We start from the raw sequence: 15,343 nt of genomic DNA on the forward strand, positions 1-15,343 counted from the left end.
ATGTCATTACTTTATTTTGATAATTACACCAATACTGTATAATATAGATTGAAATCCAATGTCCGCAATCCGAAAGGACTTTCTGATGAACGATCTGCGACCTGTCATCGTACGCGGTGCTGACGTCGAAGAGACCGAGGAAGAAATCCGACAGTCCTATCTTTTCCAACAGTGGTTGGAGAAGATCGCAAACAGCCGAGAGATCAAACTCGTAGGGGTAAAGGTTGTAGCGGTCTACAAGTGGGGCAGGCCCAAAGAGATCAAGATGATCCAGCTGGAGGCGGAAGCCTACGACACAGACGGAAGGAAGCTCGGTGGCATCGCAATCCTGCGAGGCGATACGATGTAAGTCAAAAGTCTGCCCGGCATCGATTGGAACGCATAGAGGGTTGGCTTTTTTGGCTTGAAAATTCGCATAGAACTCTATACAAAAATCAAATAAATAAATTCTATTGATCATTATTTCGTATTTTTGACACAAAAAAAATAATATTCACTGGAATAAATAATTCATATGGTGTAATATTTTTATGGCAAAGATTTTACCAAGCTTAAATATTTGGAGGTGAATACATTGGTTGAAAATCATCGTTCATTTATTTTAGAAATGAATGAGGTTTTCATGCTATTCGGAAAGCAATTTAGCAAAATAACGCTGCAAACGGATCTTTCTCCGGGGAAATATTGGTTTCTGATGTATCTTTATCGTAAAGATAAAGCGACAGTCAATGATTTATCCAATGAAACCTGTACCACATCAGGAGCTACTTCACTTGCTATCAAAAGTTTGGAGAAAAGCGGTCATGTAGAGCGAATACGTGATAAAGAGGATAGACGAGTAGTATGGGTTAGTTTGACAAAAAAGGGTAGAGAGACCGTTGAGCAAATAAGCCAAAAACGGGCGAAAATATGCCAACAGTTATTGGAAAATTTAACAGATACAGAAAAAGAGATATTTCTGTTAATCATGAAAAAAATGTTAACTTCACAAAATACGCTACATGAAGGAGAAAAGAACAGATGAAAAGTTCCATCATTGCAAGCGTGCTTGTTGCACTCATTGTAATAGCTGCTGGAGCAGGAATTTTATTTTATACCAATGAATCGATGAACTACATTTCTACAGAAGATGCAAAAGTTCAAGGAGATATCAGCACCGTTACTTCAACTGCAACAGGTACCATTACACAATGGAATATAAAAGACAATCAAGAGGTAAAAAAAGGCGATGTAATTGCTGTAGTCCAATCAGCTGATCCAGCAGGAGCTGCTGTGCAAATCGTAGCTCCAGCAGATGGTACCGTGTTACAAAGTAAAGGGGCTGTTGGACAAGTAGTTTCCGCAGGTACGCCTGTAGCAATGACAGCACCTCTCAATCAATTGTATATTATCGCAAATATTGAAGAGACAGATATACAAGATGTAAAAGTAGGTTCTGATGTAAAAGTGACAGTAGATGCTTTCCCTGGAACAGAGTATTCCGGAAAAGTGGAAGAAATTAGCGAAGCGACTTCTTCTACCTTCTCTATGCTTCCAAGCAGTAATGCTAGTGGTAACTACACAAAAGTAGTACAAAAGATTCCTGTTAAGATTTCTTTGGACAGTGAAGATAAATTAGTTCCAGGTTTAAATGCAACAGTAAAAATCAGCAAATAAGCAGCAATAAAAGAAGGAAGGAGGAGGGGCGATGCCAGAAGGTCAGAGCAGGCGCTTAGTTCTTGCAGTGTCCATTATTGCGGTATTTATGGCAATATTGGATACGAGTATCGTTAACGTTGCAATTCCTAAGATGATGGCTGTATTTAGTGTAGATACGAAAGAGATTCAATGGGTTATTACTTCTTATACCCTCGTTGTAGGCACAATTATTCCCGTCACAGGATATGTAACAGAACGCTTTGGCTTTAAGAAAATTTTTATTTTCTCTCTTACTGTATTTACACTTGGGTCATTACTTTGCGGATTGGCATGGAGCAATGAGACGATGATCATCTTCCGAATTGTTCAGGCTCTAGGTGGAGGAGCTCTTATGCCAGTATCCCAAGCAATGCTATTCCGCCTTTTCCCTCGCGAAAAAAGAGGACAGGTAATGGGACTGTTTGGAATTTCCATCATGTTTGCACCGGCAATCGGTCCTACATTAAGTGGATATATCATTGAATACCTGGATTGGCGCTTGATCTTTTTTATCAATGTACCAATTGGGGTAGCAGTCACTTTAATTGCTATCATTAGTTTTAAAGAATTGGAACACCATACTCAGCAAAAGTTTGATGTAACTGGTTTTATCACTTCTACCATCGGCTTTTCCACTCTGTTATATGGTATTGGTCTGGTTCCAGAAAAAGGTTGGTCCGATGATGAGGTGCTCTTCTTTGTAGGTATCGGAGTAGTTTCTTTACTTGTTTTTATCATAATCGAATGGATAAAGAAAGATCCGATGTTGAATTTACGACTGTTAAAAAGTCCTGTGTTTACCATTTCGCAGATCATTACAAGTCTCACAAGTGTTATCGTGTTTGTACCTTTGTTTATATTCCCGATCTTTCTACAGAATATTGCTGGTTTAACAGCATTACAGACGGGACTTTTGCTTCTGCCTCAAGCACTAATTACAGGTTTGATGATGCCAGTTGCTGGTATGCTGTTTGATAAGATTGGAGCACGGTGGTTAGCCATAGTAGGAATGGGAATTACTGCGTATGCCTTATATTTGACCACCCAATTGGATGCCAGTACATCCTTTTCCACGATTACCGTTTGGTTGATTTTACGTGGAATTGGTATTTCGTTGGTGATGATGCCTATTTCCACAGCTGGTATGAATGCAGTTCCTAATCATATGGTGGCTCAAGCTACTGCGCTCAGTAATGCAGTACGACAAATTGCCTCTTCATTTGGAATTGCATGGGCAACCTTGTTATTGTCTAATCAACAATTGTTTCATGCCGCAACCTATTCAGATCAATATAATGTTTTCTCCGGAATATCCCAAGGGATCGTTAGTCAGATTCAACATGTATATATGGGCTTAGGGCAGAGTATCTCACAAGCAAAGGCATCTGCACTTGTATATATATCTGGTCAAATCCAAGTCCATTCTATGGTTCAGGCGATGGATGATGTGTTTTATGTTTCGATGTGGCTAGCCTTATTCGCTCTCGTCATCTCTATCTTTATCGGGAAAAAAGAGGAAGTAAAAAAAGAAGGAACAGTAACGAAATAAAAGTGGTAGGGAATCGTCCCTATCACTTTTTCATATCTTTTCATATGGAATACAAGTTGGTAATCCAGTATGAGGTTCGATGATGATATTTGCTCTAACTTGGAAGACATCTTTTAGCATTTCGTGTGTAAGTACATCAGCAGGATTGCCTTCTGCGTATATTTTTCCTTTTTTTACAGCGACGATATGGTCGGCATAGCGTGCTGCATGATTGAGATCATGTACTACCATGATAATGGTTCGGTTTTCTTCTCTATTTAACTGCTGAATCAAGGAGAGTACTTCTAATTGGTGAGCGATATCCAGATAAGTGGTTGGTTCATCTAAAAGCAGATAAGGTGTTTCTTGGGTGATAGCCATCGCGATCCAAGCGCGTTGTCTCTGACCTCCAGATAATTGGTGTATGGGTTTATCTTTAAAATCGATCAAATGTGTTTTGTGCAAGGTATCTTCTATTATTTGCTGATCGTGTTTACTCAGATATCCAAATCCTTTACGATGTGGAAATCTGCCGAAAGAAACCAATTCTTTCACAGTAGTTCCTTCTGGAGCCTCTGGAAGCTGAGGAAGAATGGCTAATTGTTTGGCTATTTGTTTTGTAGGTTCTTTGTGAATTTGTTTTCCGTCTAGAAAAACTGCACCTGCAGTAGGTTCTAAAATACGAGCCAATGTTTTCAATATGGTAGATTTGCCGCATCCATTTGCTCCGACGATGGCAGTGATTTTTTCTATCGGTATGTGTAAATTTAATTGATCGACTACTAAATTATTTTGGTATTGGACAGAGATGTTTTCGGTATAAAGCGGAATGGTGGTCGCCTCCCTACATGATGTTCCAATAAAAACCTATCAATAATGAGAATCATTGTCAATTATTTTGTGGTTCCTTATGCTAAAATGAAAAGGAATCACTTACAAAGAAAGGCTTGGGAGTGTTTATGTTGAGCATTGACGATATACTAAACCGTGTACGAAATGGCGAACGCCTCAGTCTAGAAGATGGAATTGCCTTATGGGAAAGTGATGAAGTAGAAAAAATAGGGGCGGCTGCGAATGAAGTAATGGAGAAGCTGCATCCCGAACCAATAACTACGTTTGTAGTGGGTAGAAATATAAACTATACCAATGTGTGCGACACGTACTGTCGTTTTTGTGCTTTTTATCGTTCTCCTGATTCGGATGAAGGTTATGTGCTTCCGGATGAGACAATATTACAAAAAATAAAAGAAACACAAGACGTTGGTGGGACGGAAATCTTAATGCAAGGTGGAACGAATCCAAATCTGCCTTTTTCCTACTATACGGATTTACTAAAGAAGATTAAAAAGAATTTTCCTAATATCACCATGCACTCTTTCTCACCTGCTGAGATCATGAAGATGCAAGAAGTATCTGGATTGCCATTAGAAGAAGTCATTCGTGAACTTCACGCCGCAGGACTTGATTCTTTGCCAGGCGGTGGAGCAGAAATATTGGATGACCGAACACGCCGCAAAATCAGCAGACTAAAAGGTTCATGGCGCGATTGGATGGATGTAATGCAAACCGCCCATCGAGTGGGAATGAAGACTACTGCAACGATGGTAATCGGTTTTGGAGAAAGTATCGAAGAGCGTGTGCTTCACCTCTTGCGCATTCGAGAAGCACAAGATGAAACCAAAGGATTTCTTGCGTTTATTGTCTGGACATTCCAGCCAGATAACACAAATATGAAGCGAGAAAAACTGTCGCCGAGAGAATACTTAAAAGCAGTCGCAATTGCGCGTTTGATGCTCGATAATGTACCTAATTTCCAATCTTCTTGGGTAACGATGGGTCCAGAGATTGGGAAACTTTCTTTGCAATATGGATGTAACGATTTTGGAAGTACAATGATGGAAGAAAATGTTGTGTCCGCTGCTGGCACTACCTATAAAGTAAATATTAACCTCTGTTTGAAACTAATTCGAGAAGCTGGAAAAATTCCAGCACAGCGCAATACACGCTATGAGACTTTGCATGTATTTGATGGTACAGAGCAAGTGGATAAAGATTTTGTTATGCAAAATTAAACTCGGAAACCTCTTGGAGCACTTATGCCTCAAGAGGTTTTGTTTTTCGTGCCCTGAGGTTTGTATAATTGAAAATATAAACCAACCAGTTATGATTTGAACCTAAAAAATGTTCAAGGCATAGACGGTTGGTTTTATATGTCATATGTTTAGTATTCTACTATACTATTATTTTTCTAAAGCGCAGGCCGTTATTTTATAGTAAGAAATCGAAGGATTCGCCCTAATCTTTAAAGGGACTCAATATCAATTTCCCGTACTCTTTTTCGTTCCCGGCAGAGTTCCACCTGTTCGCGTACAACGTCCATAATTATGTCAGCATTGGAAATAGCCTCTAACTTAAAGTTTGGAAGAGTGTGATCCGATGTGAAGAAGACAATGTTTCCTTTGGAAAAAATCCGATAGATAAACGGATATTCTAAGGTTAGATCTTTCACTCTATAAAGTTCCACTTGATCTGTCCGTTTGGAAAAAATTCCTTCTGTAATTTGGAGTCGTTCAGTTGTTAACTGATAACGAATGGATTTCAGTTTTAACGCTGTCCAAATACCAATAAAGATCGGCACAATTAACCAACAAAATAACAAACACAACAAATATGTTCCTAGCTTAGATACATGAGAACTGGTTCCTACCCACAGCGTTTCTTCTTGCATAAAACCAAGTCTCCTCTCTAAGTTTTTACTTAATTAATTAAATATATCATTTGGTAGAAAAAGGTCAAGGGAAGATTTGAAATGTTTGTTAAATAATATTGGGAGAGGAAAACGGTTCTCAAGCAGTGGATGATGGCTTAAGGTTCCAGATTTCTACTTTACTGGTTACTATAACTTGCCAGTGTCAAATGGATAATTGCGAAGTGTTTCCATAAATGTTTTCAATGCCATGGTTTGATAAGTATTATTTGTAACGATAGAAAAATAGCGTTTAAAAGGCAATCCTTTGATTTTTACTATTTTCATATAGTTATGGCGTAAATCTTTTTTTATTGCCCATTGGGATAAAAGAGAGATACCGATTCCAGCTTGAACGGATTCTTTGATGACTTGAGTGCTGCCAAATTCCATACATTTTTTTGGTTCGATTAGGTGTTTACGGAAAAATTCGTCTGTAGCAGTTCTTGTACCTGATCCCTCTTCTCTTATAATCCACGTTTCTTTCTCTAGATCCGATATGGTTACTACTTTTTTCTTTTTGATTAGGTGATGGTCAGGGGAAGCGGTTACAACCATATTGTCTTCTGCTATGATTTCAGTAGCTAATTTTTTTCCTTTAAATGGACCTTCGATAATTCCAATATCCAATTGATGACTTAGAAGAAGATCTATGATTTCTTTTGTATTGTTAATGGTTATGGATGGACTAATGGCTGGATATGCTTTTTGTAAATTTGCAATAACATAAGGCAAAATGTATTCACCAAAAGTATAACTTGCCCCGATAGCAATAGGTCCACTTGCTTTCTTGTTTCGTTCGTCAACCAAATACTGCATTTTTGTATAGAGCCCCAATATTTCTTTTGCATAATGAAAGACTATTTCACCGATTTGGTTTAAACGTACATATTTATTTGTTCGATCTAATAATTTTGCTCCGATAGAATGCTCCAATGCACGTATATATTGACTCACTGCTGGCTGTGTTAAGTTTAACTCCTCAGCAGCTCTTGAAAAACTTTTCTTTTCTGCCACTGTGACAAATACTTTTAAATGGTAATCCATGTGACTCCTCTTTTTCTGTTTCATGTATTCGAATTTACTTATTATCATCATTACTAGTTATTATTTTTCTTATGCATAGAACAGGAGTAATCTGGTTGTAAAAAGAATAGAGGAAAATTCATGGAAAATCAAAGTCTAACACGGGAAATCGATTCATCAAGAAAAAAGCCGTTTTTGAAATCTATCATGTTGTGGTTAGGTGGTATAGCTTTTACCTGTTTAATAGCTGGATTTGGTTCTTCATTGTCGTTGATTCCAGGATTAAATCGTTTGGGTCCTTTAGCTTGTGCAATTATCATTGCAGCTGTTTATCGTCAATTTTTTGGTTATCCAGAAGTGATTCGTAGTGGAATTCAATTTTCAGCTCACCATTTTTTGCGGTTTGCTATTGTGTTATATGGATTAAAGTTAAATATAACAGTCATTTTAAATCAAGGATTGGTTCTCCTTGTGAAAGATATAGTTGTAATTACTATCGCGATTCTAGTGATGGTATGGATCGGAAAACTACTGAAGGCTGACCCCATGATATCACTGCTTCTCGGTGTCGGTACTGGAGTATGTGGTGCAGCTGCAATCGCAGCAATGTCTCCTATCATGAAAGCAAGACAAGAAGACACTGCCATTAGTGTTGGGATGATAGCCCTTGTTGGAACCCTGTTTTCTATCATTTATACGATTTTATTTCCTTTTCTGCCTATATCATCACTCCAATTTGGAGAATGGAGCGGGATCAGCCTTCATGAAATAGCTCAAGTCGCATTGGCAGGAGCTTCAGCAGGTTCCGATGCTTTGGCGATTGCGTTGTTAGCCAAATTAGGCCGAGTTCTTTTGCTCGTTCCATTGAGTTTTCTTTTCTTGTATGTATGGAATAAAAAGAATACAGACGATGCTAATCAGACGAAAATATCATTTCCATGGTTCTTAATCGGTTTTATCATCATGAGCTTGTTTGGAAGTTTTGTTCTTGGAAAATCCATTCCGATTTCACCTAATATGGTAAGCCATATTTCAATTTTTACTTCATTTATCTTAACGGCTGCAATGGTTGGTCTTGGTTTGAATATTAGTTTTTATGATATTAGAACCAAAGCGTTGCGTCCTTTTATTGCATTGCTTATTACTTCGGTAATTCTTTCCTTTTTGGCGTTTTGGCTTGTTTAAAAAAGGATGGAATTATGTTGGAAACAACACATCTACATAGGATTTGGCAACTAGTAGCAATTTAATTTTTTTTTCCTAATTAAAAAATAGGAAAATCTCGTATTCAAATATTCAATTTGCTACAATATTACTAAGCTCCATGAATGTGAGGTATGATGTCGATTTCCAAGCTTAGGCCTTCTACTATCGGTTCGATTACGGTAGTGAACCACTTCTTGTACGATCTGGATAGTGGCTTGTTCAAGGGTGGATTCATTGTTCCGTCCCGTGGGGCAGGTTCTACTGCTTACACGGTCCGATTGTCCAACTGGTATCGCATCGAACTGAAAGAGGGTTACATCGAGCCTTTGGATGGCTGCAAGTTGACGGTGGACACCCCCAGAAGGAGGGTCGATTACGACCCGGCAGGCTGTGTGAAGGTTTCCGCCAAGGATGGTGAAATCCTGAGGGTAATGGGGAAGTCAGCTCAAATGTGCTTTGATTTCTCGTTGCTTCGCCATCCGAGAACACTTGCCCACTACCTCATGTACTAACTCTCTATCTAAGCGTTTGGCCAAGATAGAGCAGGCGACGGCCGCCAGCCGTCGTCTCCCGTATAAACTTCACAGATGTGGATGGTATAAAAAAGAGGTGATGGGAAAACCATCACCTCTTTTTTATATTTCCAGTAAAGCGGAAAATCCAATCATCCATGCATCTAATGCCAAATCAAATCTTTGTTGATGGTCTAGGGGACTGCCTAATCCATTTTCGATTGCGGAGTGAAAATAAGGATAGGCAGCGGAATCTATTTTCTGGATGAGATTTTCTGTATCTGCTGGTGTATCTTCATGTCCTTCTGTATCTCCAGCTTCAGCAAGCGTATGGCCGATGACAAACGTAGTGATGGAGTTGAGCAATTGAAATGCTTGTATGGGACTAATACCAGATGAGCAGATGCCAGCTATTACTTTTTCTACTATTTCGATGGATTGGTTCGTCATCACAGGTCTGGTTGCAATCAGTGGAATGAGTTTTCTATGATCGAGCAATTCTTGACGAAAAATAGTGGCACAGGAACGAAGCAAGGTGTCCCATTTCGATGATAGAGGGTGTTTTGCGATCAATTTATTAAGCGTGTTGACTACTATTTGTTCGACAAGCCCATCAAAAATCGTCTCTTTGTTGGGAATGTAATAATAAAGAGTCATGGCTTCTACTTGGAGATGAGCGCCTAGTTTTCGCATAGAAAACTTAGCAATCCCAATTTCATCAATCAATTCCACTGCGGCTTGTAAAATTCGTTCACGAGATAACTTGTCACGAGCCATGTTTTCGACCTCACTTTCTAATTAATTTTCTTTTGGCCAATCCCAACCTAATTGAAAGAAAAGCCCCAAACGATCACTGACTGCTCTAATTTCTGTAATTTTTCCTTTTTGAATTGTAAAGATAAATATAATTTCAACTTCGAAATTTCGATGAGTAGGATCTGGCATTCTTGCATGTGTTCCACTATGAGTTCCGCTTTGCGTAATTCTGGCTACGACACGATTTCCTTCTTCGATTAATTCTTCTACTTTAATGTGATAAGGATGAAAAGCTGCTAATTGTTGACGGATGCCATCAAAAGCTGCACCAGGTTTTTCTTCTTCTCCAAAGATCATTTTGTTATGGTCGATTACCTCTGTCGACATGTAATCTGTCAATTTGTCGAGCTCACGATTTTGTACGGTACGAAAGAAACCTTCTACTATTTTTTTGTTTTCGGTAGTCATCATCTTGTTCTCCTTTTTTATAGTGTAAGATTATGATTTGATTATATTCTTACACTGTAAAAAAATCAACAAACAAATAAAATATTTTTTTGTGCCGATGGTTTATTTGCAATGCTTGAGCTTTTATCTTTAAGAAAAGTGTACTATCATATGAATAGTTCATAAATTATACATAAAAAGGAATGGCATCATGCAGGGGAAAACACATCTTAGAGTTGGTCTAGCAACTGGAGTAGCAGTTGGTTTTGTCACCAGTGATAACTTTTTAAATTTAACCGCAACTGTAGCAATCGCTACACTGGCGGCAATGTTACCGGATATCGATGAAGATGGAAGTAAGATCAACAAATGGTTATTTTCTTCGCTTAATCGCAAGTGGAGGTCACTAGCACTAGCGAGTGTGGGTGTGTTGATCTGTATATTTTGGTATTTTGCTCACTTGCCTTTGTGGGTATTATTGTCTGGAATTTATTGTGCGGGGGTTGCATATGTTCCACATCGAAGTGTAACGCACTCTTTTATTGGGATGGCATATGTCTTATGGGTTATTTATCTAGCGTTGCCGGATTATCTTTATGCTGTAGCCGCTGGATACTTTTCACATCTGCTAGCAGATGCTTTTACAGTAGCAGGAGTCCCGTTTTTATGGCCGTATTCGAAAAAAATTGGCATGAAACAGATTGGATTAAAAGTACGTACTGGAAGGGAAACCGATAAAGTATTAGGTCGTGCCACCTTGGTTATTGCATGTGTTGGGTATGTTTATTTACTGGGTAAAATGTATCTTATTGGCTGATCTTTTGTCTTTGAACCATCCCTAACCTAATCACGTTGAAACTTTGCAATTTTAATTCCTTGGAAAGCAAGACACATCGGCAAGTTTTCTTTACTGATGTATACCTGCTAAATGTTTCCCATATACTAAAGCAGGATACACCAGACAGAAAGGGGTGCAAAGATGGATTTTACCATCAGCATACCTCAAGCAAATGCTTATCAAACAACTGGTTTGTTTCATCATCTCATGCAATTGCCTCCAAGAATGGAAAAATTAGATGTGCTTTGTGAAATACAAGAAAATAGTATTTCAGACCGTTATTTTTACACTATTCAATGTAAGTTAAAGCGGAGATCACAAGAGAGAGAAATAAGACGTGCAATCAGTGAAGAAATAGCGAGATACATCTGCACTTATTTTGAAGAAAATTTAATCGAAGATGCAATCCAAAAGCATTATCCACAATATTACGACCGAGAAATAGAGCAAATTAAAGTACATACCAATCGACTGTTTCAAAAAAATACTCATACTTATTTTCGGACTCCCTATAGCAAACGATCGGATCGTCTAGGGAAGCCGATTTTCCATTTTCTTCGCGAATCAAAATTGCTGGCTATCGATGGATATGTTCACTTTCGACTAGAGCATTATCGTAAAGCTTTGGCTAAGTGTGTTCATGATGCAGTAGACCAGTTTTTATTGGATCAAGAATATCAAGATTTTATTTCCCTCTTGAAATACTTTGTCTCGGTTCAGGGTTCCAAGATTGATTTGGTGCATCTCATGCATCGGGGAGTGAAACAATTTGAGTTACTTGATGAGCAACGCAAACCTTTGCAGTTAAACGATGGTGGGACTTTGCAAGAGATTGTGGAACATTCTTTCTCGCATGAGGATTTAATTGTCAGTACATTGCTCACAATTGCACCAGAAAAGATTATTTTGCATACCAAATTTCCTGAGGAGAACATTATTCATACCTTATCCCAAATCTTTGAGTCTCGGATAGTGAAATGTAATGGTTGTAGTTCCTGTGGTACAGTGGAAACGCTTGACTTGTGAGCAAAACATTCGGTATAATGCAGACAACTTTTTGATTTTGCGTTGATAAGGATATGCTTTTTATCAAAGGTGAAAAGAGAGAGGGGCCGCCGGCTGAGAACCCCTTCACCCGCTTGATGAAACAGTACCACCTTGGAGCTGAGATAGGGAAAATAGAGTATCTATCTCCGGTTACACACCGTTACATGTGCTATGAGGACTTATTTTTCAGATAAGTTGAATTAGGGTGGAACCACGAGACCAAACGCTCGTCCCTTTTGGGATGCAGCGTTTTTTTATGTTGAAAAGGAGTGAAATGCAGATGTTGGTTAAGTTGCCTGACGGATCAGAAAGAAAATATGAAGATAAAGTTACCGTAAATGATGTTGCTGCTTCTATTAGTAAAGGTCTACAGAAAAAAGCGATCGCTGGTATGATCGATGGTCAAGTTGTAGATTTAAGCAGAGAAGTACCAGATGGAGCAGATGTGAAAATATTAACTTTGGACGATAAAGAAGGATTGGATGTATATCGCCACAGCACCGTTCACTTGATGGCACAAGCATTAAAACGCTTGTATCCAGATGTAAATCTGGGTATTGGTCCAGTCATTGAAGATGGATTTTACTATGATATCGATCTTTCGCAGAGTTTAACTCCTGAAGACTTGCCCAAAATAGAAGCAGAAATGAAAAAGATTGTAAAAGAAAACATTCCATTTGTGCGGAAAGTGGTATCGAGAGAAGAAGCTATTCGCAGATATGAAGAGATTCATGATCATCTTAAACTAGAGTTGATTCGCGATTTGCCGGAAGATGCAGAGATTACCATCTATGAACAAGGGGAGTTTTTTGACCTCTGTCGTGGACCGCATGTTCCGTCTACGGGACGTCTGAAAGCATTTAAATTGCTCAGCATTGCTGGTGCTTACTGGAGAGGCAGCTCCGATAATCAAATGCTGCAACGAATTTATGGAACTGCATGGGAGAAACAATCCGAACTTGATTCATATCTAGAGCGTTTGGAAGATGCAAAACGACGGGATCACCGTAAATTAAACAGCCAGCTTGGTATTTTTTCACTCGTTCCAGAAGTCGGTCAAGGATTGCCGCTTTGGCTGCCGAATGGAGCAAAAATTCGCCGGGAAATTGAGCGATATATCGTGGATTTAGAAGAGAGTCTTGGTTATGACCATGTGTATACCCCTCACTTGGCAAATGTAGATTTGTACAAAATCTCCGGTCATTGGGATCATTATCAAGAAGATATGTATCCACCCATTAAGATTGACAACGAAGAATTGGTATTGCGTCCAATGAACTGTCCACACCATATGATGGTTTACAAGAGTGAAATGCGGAGCTACCGCAACCTGCCGCTTCGTGTCGCAGAACTGGGTACCATGCACCGCTATGAAATGTCAGGAGCTCTTTCCGGATTACAACGAGTGCGGTCGATGACGTTAAATGATGCACATATTTTCTGCTTGCCAGAACAGATCAAATCTGAGTTCAAACGAGTTGTAGAATTGATTTTAGAAGTATATCGTGTGTTTGGAATCAAAGACTACTTCTTCCGTCTGTCCTACCGTGATCCAAAGAACAAAGAAAAATATATCGATAACGATGAAATGTGGAATGTATCCCAATCGATGCTAAAAGAGACGATGGATGAAATGGGCTTACCATATGTGGAAGCTGAGGGTGAAGCGGCATTTTATGGACCGAAACTCGATGTCCAAGTTCAAACAGCACTGGGCAAAGATGAGACCCTGTCTACTGTACAGCTAGACTTCCATCTTCCAAATAAATTTGAATTGGAATACATCGGAAAAGATGGACAAGCACATCGCCCAGTCGTCATCCATCGTGGTGTAGTTGGTACAATGGAGCGCTTTGTCGCATTTTTAACCGAGTATCACATGGGAGACTTCCCGCTCTGGCTCTCACCAGTCCAAGCGAAAGTACTTCCTGTATCTGCGAACTATCTTGATTATGCTGAGGAAGTGACAAAACAGCTAAAAGATGCTGGAATCCGTGTAAACTTGGATGACCGTGATGAAAAACTTGGATATAAAATCCGCCAAGCGGAGATGGAGAAAGTTCCTTATATGTTTGTAGTAGGAGAGAAAGAACGTGAAGCAGGTTTGGTAAATGTGAGACGTCGTCACTCCAAAGAGCAAAGTGTAGAAGGATTAGAAGAATTAAAGAATCGGTTGAAACAAGAAATTAGAGATAGAGTATAGGAAGAAAGCAACAGGTGATACAAGCCTGTTGCTTTTTTAGACATCGTTTTTCAAAATATCAGAAATGCAAATATTATATTTATTATCAGAATATTATAATTGGTTTTTATAATTAAAAACTTAAATTAGATAATATTATTTATATGACCAAAAATGTCAAAGACAGGAAGATGTGTATCGTTGTAGAATACATTTAGGCAATAAGCCTACTTCGTTCACTAGATGCAGGAGAGGAGGAAATATGTCCACTCCGGTTCCCGGTCCGCGCGACGGAAGCGACCACAAGAAGAAGAAGTCGGCCTGAGCGCCGAACCGACCTAGCATGAGCTAGGAATCCAGTGAACGAAGCTGTGCGTCTCTAAGATTCACAGCTCCCACAAAATTATCATCATTTAAGATGTGAATATAAAAAAAAGAAACTGTTATTGGTATATTCCAGTGCAGTTTCTTTTTTGTACAATGCCCTATTAAAAAAATTAACTAACTTTGTTGTTATGCCGTTTCATATTTACGATTCTGTTATGTATATAGTGGACATGTGTCCCGGTCTGTAATATTTCTACTTTTGTAACGTCTTGATTTGCTAAGTAAACATACCATTCAGATGAGACGTTACCTATTTTTAGATAAACACTAAAGGTATAAACTTGATCAGTGGCGAGTGTGAATTGAAATTTGAAAAAGCCTTCTTCTTGATCATTTTCTGTTATTAGGCGTTTTAAGTAGGACAATGGAACTTTTGTGTTACTAACCTCTCCATAAACCACCCTTTCCGGTGTTCCAGTCTCTATCATTTCATAAGAATAAGGTTCTATCTCAGGTAGGTGATTAATAAAGATAAAGTCAGCTATATAGGCAGGAGTTGGTTTTATATTTGCTAACGTAAAATGAATGATTTTCTTTTCATTCCCATTGTCTTTAATCGCGACTTTAGGGTATAACTCAGGTTCCAATGCCTCTTTTTCTCTTCGCTTTGTTTCTTTCTCTTGCCGTTTTGCTTCTCTAACCAGTTTCAATGCGATTCTTGCAGTCCAAAAGGTAGCAATAGCACCGATCGTTTGTCCGACTGCCGCCCACATACTCCAGTTTCTCCAATCTCTTTTTGACAGCCAATCTAATATAATCGTAAGCCAAACTAACAATGTATGTACCATGCCGATCAACACTCCTATTAGAAACTCAACATTCATAATATCAGATATTATCTTTTTTATGGGTGGTAATAGCATTATAATTCTGTATTATTTTGAAAGTAATAATTTTGCTTCTAGGGGAGTTGAGAAGAGTATAAAAATAAAAACCTCCACTTCTAAGAGAAGGTGAAGAGGCTTGAGATGATTCAGAACAGGCTTAGGAT

15 protein-coding genes and 1 other annotated feature are annotated in these 15,343 nt (G+C 38.7%); of the genes, 9 read left to right on the top strand and 6 right to left on the bottom strand.

The annotated features are described in order from the left end of the window. The first annotated feature begins 85 nt into the window (after nt 1-85). From MK805_RS05425 to MK805_RS05440, 4 genes are all read left to right on the top strand, one after another. On the top strand, nt 86-349 hold the full coding sequence (locus MK805_RS05425; RefSeq protein WP_240874507.1) for a hypothetical protein: 264 nt from the start codon (nt 86-88) through the stop codon (nt 347-349). A gap of 225 nt (nt 350-574) precedes the next feature. Continuing rightward, nucleotides 575-1,024 carry a MarR family winged helix-turn-helix transcriptional regulator gene (locus MK805_RS05430; RefSeq protein WP_240874509.1) on the top strand — a complete coding sequence of 150 codons (450 nt, stop codon included), beginning with the start codon at nt 575-577 and terminating at the stop codon, nt 1,022-1,024. After that, entirely contained in the window at nt 1,021-1,656 is a 636-nt protein-coding gene (locus MK805_RS05435; RefSeq protein ID WP_240874511.1) for an HlyD family secretion protein, read from the top strand. Before MK805_RS05430 ends, MK805_RS05435 begins: the two co-directional genes overlap by 4 nt. A gap of 31 nt (nt 1,657-1,687) precedes the next feature. Continuing rightward, a complete protein-coding gene (locus MK805_RS05440) occupies nt 1,688-3,226 on the top strand; it encodes a DHA2 family efflux MFS transporter permease subunit (protein ID WP_240874513.1) in 1,539 nt (512 codons plus the stop codon). A 30-nt stretch (nt 3,227-3,256) separates the two neighbouring features. Here the strand turns inward: MK805_RS05440 and MK805_RS05445 are convergent, their stop codons facing one another. Continuing rightward, nucleotides 3,257-4,036 carry an ABC transporter ATP-binding protein gene (locus MK805_RS05445; protein WP_240875138.1) on the bottom strand — a complete coding sequence of 260 codons (780 nt, stop codon included), beginning with the start codon at nt 4,034-4,036 and terminating at the stop codon, nt 3,257-3,259. A 128-nt stretch (nt 4,037-4,164) separates the two neighbouring features. Here MK805_RS05445 and mqnC point away from each other — a divergent pair, with 128 nt between their 5' ends. Then, on the top strand, nt 4,165-5,277 hold the full coding sequence (gene mqnC, locus MK805_RS05450; RefSeq protein WP_240874519.1) for a cyclic dehypoxanthinyl futalosine synthase: 1,113 nt from the start codon (nt 4,165-4,167) through the stop codon (nt 5,275-5,277). 230 nt (nt 5,278-5,507) lie between these two features. On the opposite strand, the gene MK805_RS05455 is transcribed toward mqnC, so the two are convergent. Further along, nucleotides 5,508-5,933, bottom strand: coding sequence for a PH domain-containing protein (locus tag MK805_RS05455; RefSeq protein WP_240874522.1), 426 nt, complete (start codon nt 5,931-5,933; stop codon nt 5,508-5,510). A 168-nt stretch (nt 5,934-6,101) separates the two neighbouring features. Further along, nucleotides 6,102-6,998 carry a LysR family transcriptional regulator gene (locus MK805_RS05460; RefSeq protein ID WP_240874524.1) on the bottom strand — a complete coding sequence of 299 codons (897 nt, stop codon included), beginning with the start codon at nt 6,996-6,998 and terminating at the stop codon, nt 6,102-6,104. A gap of 120 nt (nt 6,999-7,118) precedes the next feature. Here MK805_RS05460 and MK805_RS05465 point away from each other — a divergent pair, with 120 nt between their 5' ends. Further along, nucleotides 7,119-8,162 carry a YeiH family protein gene (locus tag MK805_RS05465; RefSeq protein ID WP_420833053.1) on the top strand — a complete coding sequence of 348 codons (1,044 nt, stop codon included), beginning with the start codon at nt 7,119-7,121 and terminating at the stop codon, nt 8,160-8,162. Between the two features lie 656 nt (nt 8,163-8,818). On the opposite strand, the gene MK805_RS05470 is transcribed toward MK805_RS05465, so the two are convergent. Beyond that, nucleotides 8,819-9,472 (bottom strand): TetR/AcrR family transcriptional regulator C-terminal domain-containing protein, encoded by a 654-nt coding sequence (locus tag MK805_RS05470; protein WP_240874526.1) that lies wholly within the window; start codon nt 9,470-9,472, stop codon nt 8,819-8,821. Between the two features lie 21 nt (nt 9,473-9,493). Further along, a complete protein-coding gene (locus MK805_RS05475) occupies nt 9,494-9,922 on the bottom strand; it encodes an ester cyclase (protein ID WP_240874529.1) in 429 nt (142 codons plus the stop codon). Between the two features lie 187 nt (nt 9,923-10,109). Here MK805_RS05475 and MK805_RS05480 point away from each other — a divergent pair, with 187 nt between their 5' ends. From MK805_RS05480 to thrS, 3 genes are all read left to right on the top strand, one after another. Beyond that, complete coding sequence (locus MK805_RS05480) at nt 10,110-10,715, top strand: metal-dependent hydrolase (protein WP_240874535.1); 606 nt, start codon at nt 10,110-10,112, stop codon at nt 10,713-10,715. A 162-nt stretch (nt 10,716-10,877) separates the two neighbouring features. Further along, nucleotides 10,878-11,762, top strand: a complete 885-nt coding sequence (ytxC, locus tag MK805_RS05485) for a putative sporulation protein YtxC (protein ID WP_240874537.1) — start codon at nt 10,878-10,880, stop codon at nt 11,760-11,762. 33 nt (nt 11,763-11,795) lie between these two features. After that, nucleotides 11,796-12,021: a binding site (T-box leader), on the top strand. 36 nt (nt 12,022-12,057) lie between these two features. Further along, nucleotides 12,058-13,986: a threonine--tRNA ligase gene (gene thrS, locus MK805_RS05490; RefSeq protein ID WP_240874543.1), complete on the top strand. Its 1,929-nt coding sequence runs from the start codon at nt 12,058-12,060 to the stop codon at nt 13,984-13,986. 476 nt (nt 13,987-14,462) lie between these two features. Here the strand turns inward: thrS and MK805_RS05495 are convergent, their stop codons facing one another. Next, nucleotides 14,463-15,215: a hypothetical protein gene (locus MK805_RS05495; protein WP_240874544.1), complete on the bottom strand. Its 753-nt coding sequence runs from the start codon at nt 15,213-15,215 to the stop codon at nt 14,463-14,465. Between the last annotated feature and the right edge of the window lie 128 nt (nt 15,216-15,343).

It is taken from the genome of Shimazuella soli (assembly GCF_022511585.1).
Classification (GTDB): domain Bacteria; phylum Bacillota; class Bacilli; order Thermoactinomycetales; family Thermoactinomycetaceae; genus Shimazuella; species Shimazuella soli.